Here is an 18,288-nt window from a genome sequence, read left to right on the forward strand (position 1 = left end):
GGAGATGCCCAACGCCTACTCCCCACAAAAAATTGACTCTTTGTGGAACAGGCATCTTGCCTGTTCTTAAGAATGCTACAACATATGAGTTATACCACCCAAAAACCCTGAAAAACCCGGTTTCTTTGGTTTTATGCGTAAGTCCTAAATCCAAATTATCGGGGAAAAGTTTTCCTTACCCACACGGCGATACCCAGCATTAACAAGCCAAATAGTAAGCCAAACAGCAGACTCAAGATAATTGTCGCAGCAAAGGGATGCAGCGGTAGAGAAAAATCGGGTTGCCATTGAATCCGTGTATCCTTAATTAGAGGATAGGCGGCCGAAAATATTTGTCCGCCGCCGATCGCAGTTCCGACAAAAAAGATGATATTCTCAAGCTGGCGATCGCGCTTTTTCTCCCTGTCTTCCTGTTGCTTGTATAATTCCATCTGTTCCCTGTCCAATTCCACCTGTTCGATTTCCACCATCCCCCGCACAGTGGATATCGACTGCTGGAACAAATTTTGACTAGCAATCAGGTAATTTAAATCTATTTCAATTTGCCGCTGATACTTATCCTCAGCTAAATCTAGAAACCTCTGCCAAAAATCCAGATTGTCGCCTGCGATGCACAAACCTCTAATTCTTGTCAACGCCTCACCATAATTTTCAGCATTAGTATCAATGGTATTTCTGTCTTCTTGCAAATATCGCACCTGCTGAGCAAAAGCCAACATTTTAGTGTGAACTTGAGCCAGCAACTCCTTTAATTTCTTCAACTTAACTTGTCGATTTTGTTCGCTTTCTATTGCACGCAATTCGGGAAGCTTCTTTTCTAACTCGCTCACTATTTGCTGTGCTTGGCGATACTTTTTCCGAGCTTCGCCATACACAAATACAATTTTAGCCCGAGAACACAGCAGATTCATCAAGTAAGAATAAAACGCCGGCGTTGCGGATTTCAAAGTTTGGGAATTGTCTTGCAACCATACTAAAATGTGACACCGCTGACGCGCATCATCTTCTCGGCTGTCATACTCAAAAATCGGACTACCGAATAACTTTCCTTCGGCGCGAAAGTCTACTGATGCTGGCTGTTTATCCTGTACAAAAGCTTTAACAGATTCGTCAGCTAGTTTCCGGTAACTATTATAAACTGCTGGTGTGGCGTATAATAATAATGTCTGTCCCAAAGACGGTTGAATTGCATTTGGCAACAAGCAACCTTCGGGATTTAATTGAGTTAAGTCAGCTAGTTTTATTGTGACATTTTTATAGTAAAATGTCAAGTCTGCCGTGTAAGTATCCTGAAGTCGCAGAGCATAGATAAAACCATCCAGTTTCGGGTTATCTGGCTGAGTAATTGGCTGAAAATTCAGAGTTTTTCCATCTAAAATTAGCAATTTTACCAGAGTCAGATTTGCCCCTTCGCCGTCTGGATAATACTCGCCGTTTTTGTAGCAAATTAGCTTGTCTCTGAGCGAGTTTAGTTCGTTGATGTTAAATTCTTTGCCGACCTTATCGGCTAGATTTTCCCACAAATTTTGGGCATTTTTTGCTACTTGCTGATAGCCTTCGTCCCTATCATCCCGCAGGTGGAAAGGATAGAGGCTAATGCTGGGATTTTTAAGTTGCCATTCTTGGCTCATAATCAATTTTGTGAGATGTTTTCAAGTATTTGTATCAGATATTTGGGGCGGGCAAGATGCCCAACCCACAAGATTTTTATGGTTTCTATCCTAGGAAGGTGTTTGTGGATTATTTGTTGGCGATGCAGGCGGCGCAGACGACACAGGCAAACCCAGTCGAATCTTATTTTCCTTCAGGGTTTCATAAAACTCCCTGACGATTTCCTCCGGTGCATCACTATCAGTCCCGCCCGCACCCATTTGATCTATTTTGCTTTCTAAATTCAGTTCAATTTTAGGTCTTGTTTCGCACCATTCCTTGATTTGTTGAGCTATAACATTCACGTTATCTGTCACAGAATCATCAAGCGCTGATAAGTGTTCGGCAAATAGCTTCGGATCGGATACTTTCAATAACTTACTTAAACCAGCCACGATTTGTTCGGGTGTAGCATTATCAGGAAGTGACATTACTAATCTCCTTAAATCTATTTTGTCAGTTGACAGCGGTAAAGTTTCTGTTTCGCCAATTAAGGTGAATGCTGCCCAATCTAGGGGACTCAGAAATTCATCTTTTGTGGTTAGCATAGCACACCGCAAGGCGGCTGCTCGATTGTCGCCCCGTGCTAAATTTTGGTAGAATTCAGTCATTAGTAATTTGGCTGAAATCGCTCCCATATTCCACAGGGAAACGATGATGCTGGGGACTCCGGCGAGGATGAAGCAGCGCGACAATCCGATGACTCCATCTCCGTTGATTTTACCGCGCCCGGTGCTGCACGCGCTTAATACTACGAGTTCGGAATCGAGTTTTAATTGCAGGATTTCTGCGGCGTTAAGCGCGCCGTCGTCGGTGTCTCCTGATGGTGCTAAAATTATCGCGCCGGGGATGCCGGAACCTTGGAAATCGTCGAGGAGTCCGTGGGCGGATAAATGCACGATGCGGGTGTTTAGCATCTTGTCTAAAATGGCGATTTTTGTGGCATTTTCTCCGCTAATTGCTTGGGTTCCTAAAGTTGCGGCGATGGCTTCGGCGGCTTCTTTTGCCCTGGACAGTTGTTTGAGTTCGTAGGGCTTTTCTTTGAATTTGGCGGCGATAGTTGGATCGCCGACAATTAGGGCGGCTTGTCTCAATCCTCGCACTCGGTTTTGATGTTCGCGGGTGATTTCTAATACTTGGATGGATGGGCTGGTGAGGATGGTATGATTTTCGATTAGGTAGCGGTTGTTCCTATCTTGCAAGGCGGCGAAAGGAACTAAAAATAAGTCGTAGTGCGGGACGAAGATGATGGGGGAATTGGCATCGGTTGGCAGTAAGTCTAGGATGGGTTCTATCAGGATTTGATGGAGGAATTGCAGTAGGGGAAAGCGGCCTGTTTCGTCTCGATTGTACTGGGATTCTAGCTGAATTTTGTTGCCTGCGTCGTCGGTTTCTACGGTGCCGATGGAGACGCGGGTTTGGAGGATGATTTGTTTGAGGGTTTGGTTTTGTTGGTTGAGGGGTTCGAGGTTGGTGGCGCGATGGGTGATGTTACCGTTTGGTTGGATTACCCAGATGTAAATATCTGGATTGACAATCGAATATTCAACTATTGTGGAGTTTCTGTCGCGGGCGATTTGTTGGATTTGGGGAATTGATAACCCCCCCAACTCCCCGTTGCTAAGGGAGAAGTTAAAGGAGTTTGCTGATACCCCCCCAAACAGCCTAGGCAACAGTTTATTCCACAATGCTAAAAGGGGAGATTGAGAGAAGTCGGTTAATACTCCCAGAAACCCTGGGGGGTTAAGAGGGAGAGATTGAGATAACTCTTCTTCCCCCCCTTGATAAGGGGGGGACTGAGGGAAGGTTGTTAATAAGGTTTGTCGCAATAACTCGACGAAGGCACGGGTACGCCCCATTTCGGATATTTCTAAGGCTTCATCAAATCTAGTTTGGGCGACTAGGACTTGTTGCAGCAGGCGATAGGCAGATACTTGGGTTTCAAAGATTGAGACTTTGTGATCGTTACTTACTAATTCGGAACGCAGAGTTTCCCTAATTGCGATCGAGGCACGGAGTGCTTTTTCAGCTTCTGTGAGTAGGTTGATTTTAAGTAAAGTACCTCCTATATTGTTTAAAACAAGAGATTCTGCCACGCGATCTTTGATTTCCCGTTTAATCTCTAAAGACTGTGCAAGAAACTCGATCGCCCTGTGGTATTGCCCTAGGAATTGGTAAGCATTGCCCAAATTGCCGAGGACAAGAGCTTCTCCTTGGCGATATCCGATTTCCCGTGAAATCTCTAAACACTGTTGGTGAAATTCGATCGCCCTGTGGTATTGCCCTAGGGAAGCGTAAGCTGAGCCCAAACTGCCGAGGGAAATAGCTTCTCCTTGCCGATCTCCGATTTCCCGTGAAATCTCTAAAGACTGTTCGTGAAATGCGATCGCCTTCTGGTATTGCCCTAGGGAATCGTAAGCATTGCCCAAATTGCCGAGGGAATTAGCTTCTCCTTGGCGATCTCCGATTTCCCGTGAAATCTTTAAATGCTGTTTGTGAAATGTGATCGCCCTCGGGTATTGCCCTAGGGATATGTAAGCTAAGCCCAAATTGCCGAGGGAACCAGCTTCTCCTTGGCGATCTCCGATTTCCCGTGAAATCTCTAAAGACTGTTCGTGAAATGCGATCGCCTTCTGGTATTGCCCTAGGGATTTGTAAGCTGAGCCCAAACTGCCGAGGGAAATAGCTTCTCCTTGGCGATATTCGATTTCCCGTGAAATCTCTAAATACTGTTCGTAAAATGCGATCGCCCTCTGGTATTGCCCTAGGAAATAGTAAGCATTGCCCAAATTACCGAGGGAAGCAGCTTCTCCTTGGCGATCTCCGATTTCCCGTTTAATCTCTAAACACTTTTCGTGAAATGCGATCGCCCTCGGGTATTGCCCTAGGGATATGTAAGCTGAGCCCAAATTGCCGAGGGAAGCAGCTTCTCCTTGGCGATCTCCGATTTCCCGTGAAATCTCTAAAGACTGTTCGTGAAATGCGATCGCCTTCTGGTATTGCCCTAGGGATATGTAAGCTGAGCCCAAATTGCCGAGGGAATTAGCTTCTCCTTGGCGATCTCCGATTTCCCGTTTAATCTCTAAAGACTGTTCGTGAAATGCGATCGCCCTGTCGAATTGCCCTAGGGAATCGAAAGCATTGCCCAAATTGCCGAGGGAATTAGCTTCTCCTTGGCGATTTCCGATTTCCCGTGAAATCTTTAAATGCTGTTTGTGAAAGGCGATCGCCCTCTGGTATTGCCCTAGGGATTCGTAAGCATTGCCCAAATTGCCGAGGGAAGCAGCTTCTCCTTGGCGATATTCGATTTCCCGATAGATAGTTAATGCCTGTTTCCAAGACTGCAAAGCTTCTCCAAATTGACTGATGTTATGCTGCTGAATTCCTTGTTCTAACAGTCTGTCTGCTTCCGCTTTTCGGGTGACTGCCACTGAGGTATTGTCATTCATCCCCAGCACAAGCAGTATCCCGGCCCAATTCATCAACCAATTAGCATTATTTAGTTTGCCAAATTCTCTAAGACGCTCGGCCTCTTCTAGCATTACCGCCACCAAGCCATTATCCAGCAATTCCGGGTGAGTTTTGAATATCTCCGTTTCTTCGTCGCTGGGACAGGTTAGCAGTTGATTTATCAGGTTGAGATAGGCTTGTTCGCGTTCTGAGTTCATGGCGATTTAGGATTTTGGATTGTGCGATCCATTAATTTATGATCGGTTAAACACATCTGTTTGGGGCCCAGTTTTTTGTAAGGGTTCTCGCATTTGGGCGACAAGATGTGCAACACCAGGAGGATTTATCCTTTATTCGTCGGTTCGATGGTTTGTCCGGGGGGTCGTTTGTTTGTCCGGGGGGTTGTTTGTTTGTCCGCGAGTCCGCGAGTCCGCCAGGGGTTGAAACCCCTGTCTCATAGCTAAAGTCGGTTGAAACCGACTGAATAATGGTGAGAAATAATCGATTATGGTGACAAATATTTGAGTGTTTATTTAAGTTGCTTTTCAGTCCTCTTTTAGAGGACTTTCGCTATGAGACGGGGGTTGAAACGAACGGCGGACTTGTGGAGTAGCGTAGGGGATTTTGGTGGCGGGGATTTTGGTGGGGCGAATGTGCGATCGACCTTTTGGGAAAATTTGGGTTAGGGGCGATCGAATGTTTGTCGTTGGGTGGGGGCGGGTTTATCTAGATTGTTGCTGGGAATTGGGGATGGTTGGTAAAACCCGCCCCTACAGAATTATCGGGAGGTTTGATTGTTTTGGGAAAATTTGGGTTAGGGGCGATCTAATGTTTGTCCTTGGGTGGGGGCGGGTTTATTTATATTGTCAACGATCGCGATTATTCGTCTTTCGCCCGAAACACCTTTTCTACCGACTTCACCAAAAGTTCTCGCGGCATCAATCGAGGCAGATTGGCGATGATTTGATTGGGAATTCCCCCTGTCACAACATTAGACTCATTTTTGTCTAAAGCTTTCAAAGCATCTCGCACTACTTCCGCTGCGGGAACGAGTTTTTGCCCGCTGCTGGATGCCATTGATTGAGGGAATTCAGCTACTGCGAAAAAGTCCGATTCTGTCGGCCCTGGACAAAGGCACAAAACGCCAATTCCTAAATCTTTGTTTTCCGCCCAAAGCGCCTCACTGAAACTTAAAACAAAGGCTTTAGTTGCTGCATACATCGACAAGTACGGCATCGGTTGAAAAGCTGCGATCGAGGCAACATTGATGATACCTCCTGTTTTTCGCTGCCGCATTCCCTGCAAAAATAAGTGCGAGAGTTCAACTAATGCTACAATATTTAGTTGCACCATTGTTAGTTGTTTCGCAAGCGGGCGATCGGCAAAAACACCGTAATCGCCAAAACCCGCATTATTCACCAACAAATCAACCGTCCAACCTTTTTTAACAACGGTATCAAATACAGCAGTTCCAGCGCCCGGTGCGCTCAAATCTTGCACGATTACTTCTACCCGAACCTTGAATTGTTGTTGCAGTGTAGCAGCTAGCTGTTGCAATTTGTCTTCGGAACGAGCTACCAAGATTAGATTGTGCTGGCGTTTGGCTAATTCGGCGGCAAAGGCTGCACCAATTCCGCCAGAAGCACCAGTGATTAAAGCAGTGGGCATGAACTTAATTCGCATTATTTAAGGGAAAATTTATATATTTTAACAATTATTGTGACGGGGAACCTATAAAATAGTTAAAAGGGAATAGGTGAGTTTTATGGCGCGTCTTACAGATCGAGCTTTTGAAATTTTGCGGGCCGAAGTTGACAAGTGCGCGGCGGCTGATAATCTAACCGGTAATGTCTACCGACGGATGGTAATCAAGCGGTTAGAGAAATTACGCTTGCAAAACGGCACTTTCGCCTCAATAGAAGAAATCCGCGATACCTTCCAAGAGGAATTTCCCAACTTCAGCGAAAAAGCTCTCAAAGCAGCCGTCAAAGCCAACCGCCCGCCCGGATTGTTCGATAAAATTATTTTTGCTGGGAGTTTGTTGGGAAGTGCTGCGGGGATAATTTGGCTGCTAAATCTACCTTTTCCGATGATTCGCTGGCCCGTGGCCAAAACAATGCCGATATTGTTGCTGCCGAGTTTTATGAGTATGGATCACAATTACCGGCAGGCGATCGCCCTTGTGGAACAATCCGATCAACTGGTGAATAAAGCCACGGCTGTCGCGGATTTTGACTTGGGCGAAATAAAAGCAAAACAAGCGCAAAAACACCTCGACGCCTTGCCGGTGTGGTTCCTCGGCTACTATCCCCAAACTTACTGCAATTTTTTTGGCTGCAGTTGGCGCTTTACAGTCGATGAATTTGAAGCCGCCCGCAAAAATGTCGGGCGGATGGAGGCTCAGATTTTCCAGCAAAAAAATGCTTTTACTCAGTTAAATCAAGTCGAACAAACGCTAAAAGCCGCGAAACAGGAGTATCAGCAAGCCAAAACGGCTGCGGATAGACAAAAAGCGACGGTAAATTGGCAAAGTGCGATCGACCAACTCAATCAAATTCCAGCCGAAACCCTCGCGGGAGAAACGGCTAAGAAAACACTCAAAGCAGCAGAAAGAGACTTTCAAGAAATGGGCGGCGTCGCCACCGGTTCTGTACGGGCCGACAACTTAATTGAAGCTGCCAAAGAATTTGCTCTCTCCGCCGCCGTCGCCTCCCAAAAACCGCCACATCCCGCCGCACACTGGGAGCAAATAGCAGAATTGTGGCAAGAAGGAATTAACAGACTGAAATTGGTTTCTGTCGATAACCCGGGCTATCTCGACGCTCAAACTAAACTCGCTGAATATCAAAAAAATTTAGGAATTACCCAGATTAGATTGGAAGCAGAAAAAGATTCTGCAACAGCTTTGCAAGAAGCTAAAAGCTTGTTGGCAAACTTGCAAAAAGAGGTGAATTCTCCAAATCCCGCTTACTCCCTCAGCCAGTTGCAACAAATTATCAATCAATTAGAATCTGTCAAACCCGGGACAACGGTTTATCCCGAATCCCAAAAATGGCTGCAATCTGCTCGCAAGAAACAGCAAGAATGGCAAAAAAATTAGTCAGTTGTCAGTTAACAGTTAACAGTCAACAGTCAACAGTCAACCGTCAACTAACAAATTACCAAGTCGGGTCAACATACAGATTAATTGTCACTTGCTTCTTCCCTGAAGGGATGCCGGAAATACAAGCACAAATCGTATCTCCGCCATCAATTTCTACTTCGCAAGCGTGACAAGAACCCATGAGACAGCCGGTAGGAATAGAAACCCCTGCACGTTTAGCTACATCTAGCAAAAGCTCTCCTGGTTCAGCTTCAACTGTCACGTTATCAGGTAAAAAACAAACTTTTGTCATTAAATTTTAACCTCAACTCTAACAAACAATAATCAACAGTCAACTGCCAACAGTCAACAGTCAACAGTCAACAGTTAACTAATCAACCTAAAATATGCTTGATATCTAAATGCTTTTCCACTGTATCTGCTAGAGAGTCTAACAGAGTTTCTCGGTGTTCTCGGTAATTAGGAATACCTGTAGGCAACGCGCGGAGTCCCCGCTGCTGCCGCAAGTGATTTAACCAAGCTCGCCGCCAAGCTCCGTTGTCAAAGATGCCGTGCAGGTATGTACCCCAAATTGATTGAGAAGTATTGACAATGCCTAAACTAGCATCGTCAAATAGCGGTTGAGTCAAATCTGATTCTAGGATTTGCGTTTTTCCTTGATGAATTTCGTAACCGGAAACGGGCAAACCCGGTTGAGGATAGTTAGATGTTACGATTCGTTGGCGGGCAATTTTGTTCGGTGCCATCGCAGTCTTCAAAGGCAGCAACCCCAATCCTGGAAATTCTCCCTTTTCTCCCTCAACCCCTTCTTTATCGGTGATACTTTGTCCCAGCATCTGAAAGCCGCCACAAACTCCCATGACTGTACCGCCAGCTACTAAATAATTTTGAATAGCTTTTGCCATACCTGTTTGGCGCAGCACCTGCAAATCGGAAATTGTAGTTTTAGAGCCTGGTAAAATCACGGCGTCTGGATGACCTAAATGGTCTTTTGGGCTGACATATTTGACGGTGACGGAAGTTTCCGACTCTAGGGGGTCAAAGTCTGTAAAATTGGAAATTCGCGGCAGGCGGATGACGGAAATATTGATGTCGGTTTGGGAATTGGGAGAACGCCGATCGAGCAAATCGAGAGAATCTTCTGAGGGAAACACTTCGTCTATCCAAGGAATCACCCCAACTACCGGGATTCCCGTCCTTTCTTCTAGCCAAGTCAGGCCCGGATCTAAGATCGATTTTTGTCCTCGGAACTTATTAATAATGAATCCTTTAATTAAAGCTCGTTCGTCGGGATCGAGCAATTCCAAAGTACCGATAATGTGAGCAAAAGCACCGCCGCGATCGATATCAACTACTAGCAAAGTTCGAGCCTTTAAATATTTGGCTACCCGCATATTTGTTAAATCGCGGTGTTTGAGATTAATCTCAGCAGGGCTACCGGCTCCCTCACAAACAATCATGTCAAATTCTTGGCCGAGAAATTCTAAAGATTCCCGAATAGCTTGCCAGCCGATATCGAAATACTGCTCGTAATATTGAGATGCTCGCACATTGGCGATCGCCCGGCCCTTCACAATCAATTGAGAAGTCATGTCTCCTTGTGGCTTGAGCAAAATCGGATTCATTTCTACCCAAGGTGCGACGCCCGCAGCCCAAGCTTGCACTGCTTGAGCGTAACCAATCTCTCCGCCGGCTGCTGTGACATAGGAATTCAGTGCCATATTCTGACCTTTAAACGGAGTTACCCGCCAGCCTCGCCGAGAAAAGATTCGGCACAAAGCTGCAACGAGTAAAGATTTCCCTGCGTGAGATGTTGTTCCCACGACCATAATTGCTTTCATAATATTAAGGGAGAAGGAAGTTCGGCAACGAAGCAGTGTAAGGGATTTAATATCTATTCCGGTTGCACCGTCCGTGATTGTTGATTGTTGAGTGTAAACTGTTGACTCGGAGTCTAAAAACTAAATGGTTGAGTGTTAACTGTTGACTCGATTTTATTATTCCGATGCAACCGGAAACGATATAACGGATTTAACGGATTTAACGGATGGATGTTGAGGACTGAAGTCAAGCGTGAAGAAGGAGGAAGGAAGAGGGCATAAGTAAGAAGTAAGGAGTAAGAAGTAAGAAGGCAGAAAACAGAATCAAAAAAATTCTGGTTTCTACCTTTTGCTTTTTGCCTCAAGATAACGGCTTATCTTCGCCGGATACATTCTCAGACTTGGATTCATGGGCCGCTTGAGCAGCTTCTACTAGATCCGGAGGGGGGGGATTCGGGCGAATCAATTCCGGGTGTTCTCCCTCAGAAGATGGTTTTTTATCTGTTGATTCGATCGAGATCACTGATACTGAAACCGTTTCCACCTGCACGCTCAACCCAGGTTCTCCCGGTACTTCTATCTCTACAGGCTGTGCCATTTCCACCACAGTCATTTCTATCGATGCTGCAGGGGCTTCTGCTTCCGGTACGCCTGCTGCTGGTTCCGGTTCACCAACCGCAGCCAGCGGTGTCTGGGTTTCCAGAGATACAGCAGGGGCTTCTGCTTGTAGTACGCCTGCTGCTGCTTCCGGTTCACCAACCGCAGCCAGCGGTGTCTGGATTTCAGCGGACGATCGATCTTCGATCGGAGTTTCCCCTATTTTGTCAGAACTCGCGGTTTCTGTGGCCATCAAGTCGGCCATTGCTTCAACATCGTTGGGAAACGCCACTCCAAGACTTGTTTCAACAGCAGTGTTGCTACTTTCGGCTGCCACTTCCGCAGCCACCTCGGCTAATTCGGATTCGAGAATTTGGTCGATACCCGCTGCAGGAGTTGCCGTTATTTTAGATTCAGGTACGATCGATTCTGGAGTCGCTGAAGGTTTTGGCGTCTGGGGAGTTGCATCAGACTTGTTTTTACCCGCACCTCTTCCCAACATACCGCCGAGACTATTTTTGATATTGTCGAACAGACTTCCGAAACCGCCGGATTTTTTAGCTGGTTTAGGAGGAGTAGGAGGAGTTGGGGCCACCGCCGCCGCCGCTGCCGCTGCCGCCTGCGACTCTTTAACGGCTGTCCTCCATTCTGTTTCCTCGTCAAAATCATCTGCTTCTGGCTGCTGTGGAAGCTGTGGCTGAGCCTCTGCTGGCTCCACACTTGGTGGAACGGCAATTTCAGAAATTTCTAGAGGTAGAGGTAGAGGAGTGAAACTGCTGGCTAATTCTGCTGGGGTTGGTGAAGTCTCAGCAGCAGGAGTTTCGACTGAAAACACGGGTATTTCTGCAATTGCAGGTGGTTTCGAGTCGGGGATTTTCAAGTCAGGGGCGATCGCACTTTCAGTCGTCGGAGCGATCGAACTTTCAGCAATAATTTCAGCTATGGGGGGAATCGCCGGCTGTTCCTCTAGCTTTACCTCGCTCTTATCCACAGCGGGTGCTGGAACCACATCCGTTTTCGGTTTGGGCGATCGAACAAACTTAGGTTTTTTCGCTGCGGGTTCTTTTTTCTTAGGAAACAAGCCCGCCAACAGTCCACCTGCAGCCCCCGGCAAAATTATCGACTGAGGAATCGGCGTTTGCTCAGCAACGGGGGTCACCTGCCGGCGCAAAGCCAGAGTTTCCCAGGCAAACCAGCCCAACATCGCCACGCCGGCCATTTGACCAAGCAGGAGAGCACCAGTAATTCGTCCCGCACAAGCCCATAAAATTAACGCATAAAAAAGCCCTACCCCGCTCCAGGTAAAATCACTTTTGCGGTGCACTTCTGGAAAAAAGAACGCCGCCATGTAAATACTGAAGCTGCCTAGACCGACCGCCAACGCCAGAATGTATGCAAGCATATTGTCGGTACCTCCGCTGTGTCAAATAACTTCTACGCGCTAATTCTACCTTTGAGAGAGACTCAACGGCTTCTTTCTCTAGGACAATTCTTGATTTGGGGGGAAGTTCGGCAACGAACCGATGTAAGGAATTTAACACGCTCCACGGATGTTGACGGTAGAAGTGCGAGGAAAGATTTCCCACTCTCCCCCACTTCCCTACTGCCCATAACCCCCTATCCCCACACCCCCTATCCCCATCACCCCCTTCTCCGTGGTGATAGATGTCACTTAAACTATGCCCGTGCGATCGCACCAAGCGACTGAGGATGTTTATATGTTGTAGGTGTAAGAGGAATTATGCCCTAGGGCATATGTAGTGGAGACAGTGCCATGTTAGAAAAACTATTGTTAGCTGCCGGCTTAACCTTATCGCTTCACATATTTCCCGGACTCAGCACTTCGGCGCCGTTACCGAAAAATTTGGTATTGCGAGCGAGCGATCGCCCGGCTCAAACCCAGAAAGTTCCCATTGTTGCAGTACCTGCGGCCCTCAAGCCAAACGTCCAATCCTAATGATACGTGCCCGATCATACGTGCAAGTGCGATCGGACTTACGCAGAGCCTTTCTAATATTTTTTTCGAGCTGTTCTCTTTTTTATGTGACTGTTCACAACTCATCAGTTTGTAGTCAGGGCTTTAGTCCTCATTAATATCACCTAATAAGGACTAAAGCCCTTACTACAAACCGTAGCCAAATAATTAGTAGCAGATAGAACATTAATTCCCATAACATACTAAACAAATCTCAACATTAGGTTGTGTCATAGACACATTCAAACCTTAAAAAACTTGGGAAACCTTGAATAAAGGCTCAAAATAGATATATGATGTCAGATTGAGCTCAAAGCTAATAAGCACATTGACTATTAAATCAAGGAAAGTGAAAATGGGACTTAGTGATATTCTCTTGAATGAAAACCACAGAGAAACTTTTGTTGATGACTGTGTAAAGTTGATAGACCAACAAGTTGCAGCAGCGCCCGGATTGGGTGGTATGGCTCTTAAAGCTGCCTACTCTACTGTCAAGGGGATACGGGCTGACTATTGCGCCCAAGTCGTCGATCAACTTCTGCCAGAAATCTCGATCGCACTCGATCCGATGTGGACTGAAGCGGTAAACAATGGCAACCCAGTCCAATATTTTGCTGAAAGAAAAGCTGAAGTAGCACACGAATTGCTCCAGATAAGTGACAAAAGGGTCGAGAAAAGCACAAGATCCGTTGTTAAAGGCGCCTATGCCAAACTCCGCCCCTCAGCTAAGACTTACGTAGAAAAGGGAGTACCGGATTTAGCCGAAATTATTAATAAACATAGTGCGGCCTGATAAGTGAGCAACGGCTAAAAAACAGGATAGCCAGATACCCGGCTTCTTCTAGAAATCGGGTATCTAAAATCAGACTTATTCGTCAGTTGGTAGTTAGGAGGGAGAGTCCTAATTTTATACTTATCCATTGCCAATTACCCACTGATTTGCAGCCAATATTTTCAACATCGCCTGTCCGGTAATTCCCAACCCCAAAAACATTACAAACATCGCACTAATCGCCGGCAGAAATTTGACTGCTGTTATCTGTTTTGGCAATTTATCAAAATTTCGTTTGGCATAAACTAAGATTAATCCGATCGCACTCAGCACTAAAGCCAATCCCAAACTAAACGCTACCACTAACGTCATTCCCAAACCAACATTGCCCAAAGCCGACGCGCTCAACAGCATCACCAAAGCGGAAGGACAAGGCAACAAACCGCCGGAAATTCCCAACGCTAATAAGCTTTTCCAAGTAATGGGAGAACCGTCAGTACCAGGTGGCAAATGGGAGTGAAGGCGGCCGTCTCCGTGATCGTGGTAGTGGTGAGATATATCGGGTTTTACAGGTTTAAATTCTCTCTCCCAACTTCCCCTACTCAAAAGATTCACTGGTTCTTCACATTCCGCAGTAAGGACTTTACTCCTTAAAAACCAGTTTTTATTAAAAATTTTAAGTTTGATTTTTTTGAGAACTTCAGTCCTCACTACCAACCTAGTCTTAATTTTTGATAAGAGTAAGTTAAACCCGATTACGGCTACTAATAAACCAGAGATTAAACTCAGCCAAGGATCTAATTTTTCCGGGTCGATCAAGTTAGAAGCAAACAAAGTAATTCCGCCCACAGCAAACACGCCGGCAGTGTGAGTAATTGTAGTGGTCGCTGCTAGAAATAAAGCGTGTACCGGAGTAGCCCGCGAACCAACTAAATAAGCGCCGACTATGGTTTTTCCGTGTCCGGGCGACATCGCGTGCACGCATCCCCAAGCAAATGCTCCCGCTACTGCTAGCAGTAAACTCCAACCTGAATCCCAGATAGATTCCTTTCCTGCTAACAAAAAGTCGCGGTTTTGTGGCGTAAACACAAAGCTTTTTACAGCACCCGCTTGTACAATCGTAGCTTGGCAGCTAGCTGTCGGAACTCCGGGCAAAAACAGATTGTAATTAATCCGCAATTTCTCTAGTTTGGAGATGGAAATTGAGTCAGGTAAACCGGGGGTTTTATCTTGAGAAGGTGCGGGCCAGGTGTAGTCTAAAATTAAGGTGCTGTGGGTATTGGGCTGCTGGATAACACTGGCGCTTTTAGCTGCTATTTCTAGCGGTTTTACTGCTACCGAGCCTTGAAGGTTGCTACTGTTGGTGAGGCGAATTTGTTGGCTAAAAAACTTTTCTAGCTGTGTTTGGTGGCTGCGAACTTCAGCAGGTTGTAGCTGGCTGTCTCGATTGTCGTCGGCGAAGTTTGTTAAGCCGGTTGGGAAAGTTAATGTTATTTCGGTTTGCAAATCGTTGACTACTATTTCTGCTACGGATAAGTCTGACCAGTGCGAGTAAACTGGTCTAGTTGAGGTTGTTAGTAACAAGGAAAGTGTCAGAAAAAATAGGAGAAATAATTTTGAAATTCGGTTCAGTTGGTACTGCATAAATACATTTTTATCGGTATCTTTTTTGGTTGTTTGTGATTTTTTATGCGCGCGATATTTTCGTGAGTCTCACAGTCCGCCAGGGGTTGAAACCCCTGTCTAATAGCGAAAGTCGGTTTCAACCGACTAAAAGATTTTCTACTTTTTAGTGAAATCTTTTAGTCCTATGCAACAGGGCTTAAGCTTTTAGCCAAGAGTTGAAACCACTGGTGGGCTGGGGGAGTTGCAGCTATTAGCTAATCTCAAAATTCATAACTTCCCAAACCCAATGCTTGGCGAGCTCGATCGTCAAAACTCGGGTCAATTTCCTTGGACTTTTGAAAATAAGCGCGAGATTCAGCATCCTTACCTAAAGTCCGGGCGATCGCACCAGCCCGGTAAAACATCCCCGCATCGCGAATGCCCGATCGCACTATTTCCGCCATCACTCGATCGGCCTTTTGCCATTCACCAGCGGCGGAAAGCGCCCAAGCCAAAGTATCCAACGTCACAGCATCCCGCCGAATTTTCACCTCCTCCTGCATTAACGCCAGCGCTTCCGTTACATCCTGCGATCGACCTTTTTCCAGCAGCAAACTTGCCAAATCCCTGCGGTGTCCGAAACCGCCAGATCCAGAAACCTGTTCCTGTCGCAGCCCCGCTTCTGCTTTGTCGCGAAGTCGCCGGGATTCGATCGCATCTCCCTGCAAATCCTTCACCCTCGCCATACCGCGATCGACAATGCGATCGAACACAGTCTCAACCCCGCCAGAATAAGCAGAAACCTTGCTGTAATAGCCTTCCGCCTCCCGATAATTGCCCTGCCGCGTCTCCAAATCCGCCAAATAAATCAGCGCCAGCGGGTATCGCGGCACCAACCGCAGCGCCTCCAAAAACAGCGCTTTCGCCTGCACAAACTGCCCGCGACGCGCGTAAAATCGACCCAAGAGCGAGCGGGCCCGCGCCGAACCAGCAACCTCTCCCGGTTCCTCCGCCACCATTGCTTGGCGGTAATCCTGCAAAACCTCAGCATCTCGGCCCTGAGACTCTCTCACTAAAGCTCTCAAAGTGAGAGAACCCAAGTTGGGAATCCGTTTAACTAAGGCTTCTGCGGCTACATTTGCCTCGCTCACTTTACCCATCGCTAAGTGAGATGTAACTGAAAGGGCGATCGCCTCTTCATTGTCAAAACCCACCTGTTTAGCAAAGCGCAAAGCAGTAGCAAAATCGTGTCTGGCCTCGGCAATTCGAGCTAAAACTAACAGCGCACCTTTGTTGTCAAAAGGCAAATCGGCGATCGACCTTTGAGCCGCCTGTTCTGCCAATAAAAACCAACCTCCCTCCCCAGTAGCGCGAGCCATTTTTAAATAAGATCCCGCCAGTGCCGCCCGGTTCAAACCGCTGCGGGAATCAACGGCCAACCGCTGCTGGTAAAAAGCAATCTCTTGCTGAATTGCTTCCTTTTTATTGGGATTATTTCTCAAACTTTCCGAGAAATGATAGCGGTAACTAGCGTCTAGATTCGCCGGACTATTGTTATAAAGTTTATCTGAAATAAAACGCAAATTAGGAGGTAAATTCACTACTACCATCCCAACTAAAGGAACTACTATCAGCAGCCACCACGAGAAAATATCCGATTTTATTTCCGGTTTAGTCTTAGTTTTCATACATCCGCGTTAATCAGCGTTCATCTGCGGTTAAAAAAAGGATTTTACATCTGTCATTAGTCAGTAAACCCTGACTAATGACAGATGACTAATGACTAATCACTAATTAGGCTCAGCCAAATAAGGAAAACTCGGTTCTAAAGGTTTGTGTCCCTGAGCCGGATTTCCCGGAGTTCCGTTATATGAAACGTTATCGCTAACCGGAGAACCCACCAAAGCTCCCAGAGTGATATCCACAACGTCATCCATAGGCAAACGACCTCCGATCAAGCTTCCTTGAGCATTTGTAGCGCTAGCGTAGCCGCTGCGTTTTGTGGTATCGATCCGCATGACATCGGGTAAGAAAGCTCCGGCGATCGCATTTGGATCGACATTATCCCGACCGTCCAAAAGATCGAGAGCATTCAGAGTAGCAACAGCTTCCTGCCGCACCGGAGCAGCAGCAGGGCTCAAATCCAATCTCGGAGGAATATTATTGAATGCTTCCAGGAAGTCGGGAGTAACTATCAAACCCTCATTAATTAGAGGTCTCGCCAATCGCTCAAACTGTTTGAAACCACCCGCTCCATCCCGGATCGAAACAGTTGACCAAACATCAAAAGTATTCGCCCCAGTTCCTGCTTGCAAAAACGCTTTCGGAACGCGCACAGCAATTGAATTGACGTTGTAACCTTTAGTAAAGTCGATCGCTTGATTCGGTTCCCTGAAACCTACTTTCGGGCCCATTCCCAAAGCTCCAGCGCGGGCTCGGAAAAATTGTTCCACATCCAAGAAAAACGGGTCTTCCCGTAAACCGGCAAATACAGTCAAGTTAGAACCGCCCACAGGTACTGTATTCAAAACAGGATTAGAATTCAGCGGAGTTGTGGCAATTAACCCGCCGTTAACTGTAGTCTTAGCAACAGTCTCCGTGCCGTTGCGAATAACAGTTACAGCTACCGCTTGCATACCTCTATTGTTAGGCGGACTGAAGGCAAACCGCAAGATAATATCGGAGCGTCCAGTAGGTGTAGAATTCACGTCACCTACCTGCGTGATGTGAAATTGGTAGAGGGCTGTAGTGCTGAAATAATATTGAAAACGGGCTAGAGACCTGGGATTTGAATTCATGGTAAATACTAAATCCCCCTCCGCAGCACCGGGGTTTTGGTCTTTTTCGCGATATACGAACACGTCAGTTAAATTGACAGCGCGACCTTTGATATCTACTTCGCCGTCGTCGTGGTCGGAAGCGACAATTATCGCTGGAGTTAATAGAGCAATTAGAGCTACTTCAATAGCTAGTATGGTTCGGCGAATTTTTTTTGTGAGCTTCACTCTTAGCACCTGTATTTCAATGATATTTTTGCACAAATCAATGGTAAAGAACCTGCCTTCGCGGGTTTTACTTTTGGAGCAACAGGTTGAAATCTGTCAACCTCTCGGGCTTTTGCGCTGTTGCTGAGCCTTCTCCTATTGGTGGTATACGAAGGTTTGGCGATTTTGGATCTGTGCTGCAAGGTTAATTTATGTAAAAAAGTGCGTTATTAAGGATTTATTCGTTCCCCGAGTATTCTTGGGAATGCCTGCTCGGAGACAGAGCCTCCCTCGATCCAGTAGAGCCAGAGCCTCGCTTATATGAATTTCCA

General features: G+C 46.4%; 12 protein-coding genes. 3 read left to right on the top strand and 9 right to left on the bottom strand.

Annotated elements, in window-relative coordinates:
- Positions 1-155: 155 nt before the first annotated feature.
- The 3 genes from D0A34_00840 to D0A34_00850 form a co-directional block, all read right to left on the bottom strand.
- Complete coding sequence (locus D0A34_00840; protein UNU17589.1) at positions 156-1,631, bottom strand: hypothetical protein; 1,476 nt, start codon at positions 1,629-1,631, stop codon at positions 156-158.
- Positions 1,632-1,721: 90 nt separating this feature from the next.
- Positions 1,722-4,850, bottom strand: coding sequence for a CHAT domain-containing protein (locus D0A34_00845; GenBank protein ID UNU22112.1), 3,129 nt, complete (start codon positions 4,848-4,850; stop codon positions 1,722-1,724).
- 1,129 nt (positions 4,851-5,979) lie between these two features.
- Entirely contained in the window at positions 5,980-6,768 is a 789-nt protein-coding gene (locus D0A34_00850; protein UNU17590.1) for an SDR family oxidoreductase, read from the bottom strand.
- Positions 6,769-6,865: 97 nt separating this feature from the next.
- Here D0A34_00850 and D0A34_00855 point away from each other — a divergent pair, with 97 nt between their 5' ends.
- Positions 6,866-8,200, top strand: coding sequence for a hypothetical protein (locus D0A34_00855; GenBank protein UNU17591.1), 1,335 nt, complete (start codon positions 6,866-6,868; stop codon positions 8,198-8,200).
- A gap of 58 nt (positions 8,201-8,258) precedes the next feature.
- On the opposite strand, the gene D0A34_00860 is transcribed toward D0A34_00855, so the two are convergent.
- The 3 genes from D0A34_00860 to D0A34_00870 form a co-directional block, all read right to left on the bottom strand.
- Positions 8,259-8,495: a (2Fe-2S)-binding protein gene (locus D0A34_00860; GenBank protein UNU17592.1), complete on the bottom strand. Its 237-nt coding sequence runs from the start codon at positions 8,493-8,495 to the stop codon at positions 8,259-8,261.
- Between the two features lie 82 nt (positions 8,496-8,577).
- Positions 8,578-10,044, bottom strand: a complete 1,467-nt coding sequence (gene cobQ / locus D0A34_00865) for a cobyric acid synthase CobQ (protein UNU17593.1) — start codon at positions 10,042-10,044, stop codon at positions 8,578-8,580.
- A 340-nt stretch (positions 10,045-10,384) separates the two neighbouring features.
- Positions 10,385-12,022 (bottom strand): hypothetical protein, encoded by a 1,638-nt coding sequence (locus tag D0A34_00870; GenBank protein UNU17594.1) that lies wholly within the window; start codon positions 12,020-12,022, stop codon positions 10,385-10,387.
- A 372-nt stretch (positions 12,023-12,394) separates the two neighbouring features.
- Between D0A34_00870 and D0A34_00875 the strand changes: the two genes are divergently transcribed.
- Both D0A34_00875 and D0A34_00880 read left to right on the top strand, forming a co-directional pair.
- Positions 12,395-12,577 (top strand): hypothetical protein, encoded by a 183-nt coding sequence (locus D0A34_00875; protein UNU17595.1) that lies wholly within the window; start codon positions 12,395-12,397, stop codon positions 12,575-12,577.
- Between the two features lie 373 nt (positions 12,578-12,950).
- Positions 12,951-13,388, top strand: coding sequence for a hypothetical protein (locus tag D0A34_00880; protein ID UNU17596.1), 438 nt, complete (start codon positions 12,951-12,953; stop codon positions 13,386-13,388).
- Positions 13,389-13,508: 120 nt separating this feature from the next.
- On the opposite strand, the gene D0A34_00885 is transcribed toward D0A34_00880, so the two are convergent.
- The 3 genes from D0A34_00885 to D0A34_00895 form a co-directional block, all read right to left on the bottom strand.
- A complete protein-coding gene (locus D0A34_00885) occupies positions 13,509-15,011 on the bottom strand; it encodes a high-affinity nickel-transporter (GenBank protein ID UNU17597.1) in 1,503 nt (500 codons plus the stop codon).
- Between the two features lie 242 nt (positions 15,012-15,253).
- The gene (locus D0A34_00890) at positions 15,254-16,660 is read right to left on the bottom strand and encodes a hypothetical protein (GenBank protein ID UNU17598.1); all 1,407 of its coding nucleotides are present in this window, start codon (positions 16,658-16,660) and stop codon (positions 15,254-15,256) included.
- Between the two features lie 102 nt (positions 16,661-16,762).
- A complete protein-coding gene (locus D0A34_00895; protein ID UNU17599.1) occupies positions 16,763-17,977 on the bottom strand; it encodes a DUF4331 domain-containing protein in 1,215 nt (404 codons plus the stop codon).
- Between the last annotated feature and the right edge of the window lie 311 nt (positions 17,978-18,288).

Source organism: Microcoleus vaginatus PCC 9802 (genome assembly GCA_022701275.1).
GTDB lineage: Bacteria > Cyanobacteriota > Cyanobacteriia > Cyanobacteriales > Microcoleaceae > Microcoleus > Microcoleus vaginatus_A.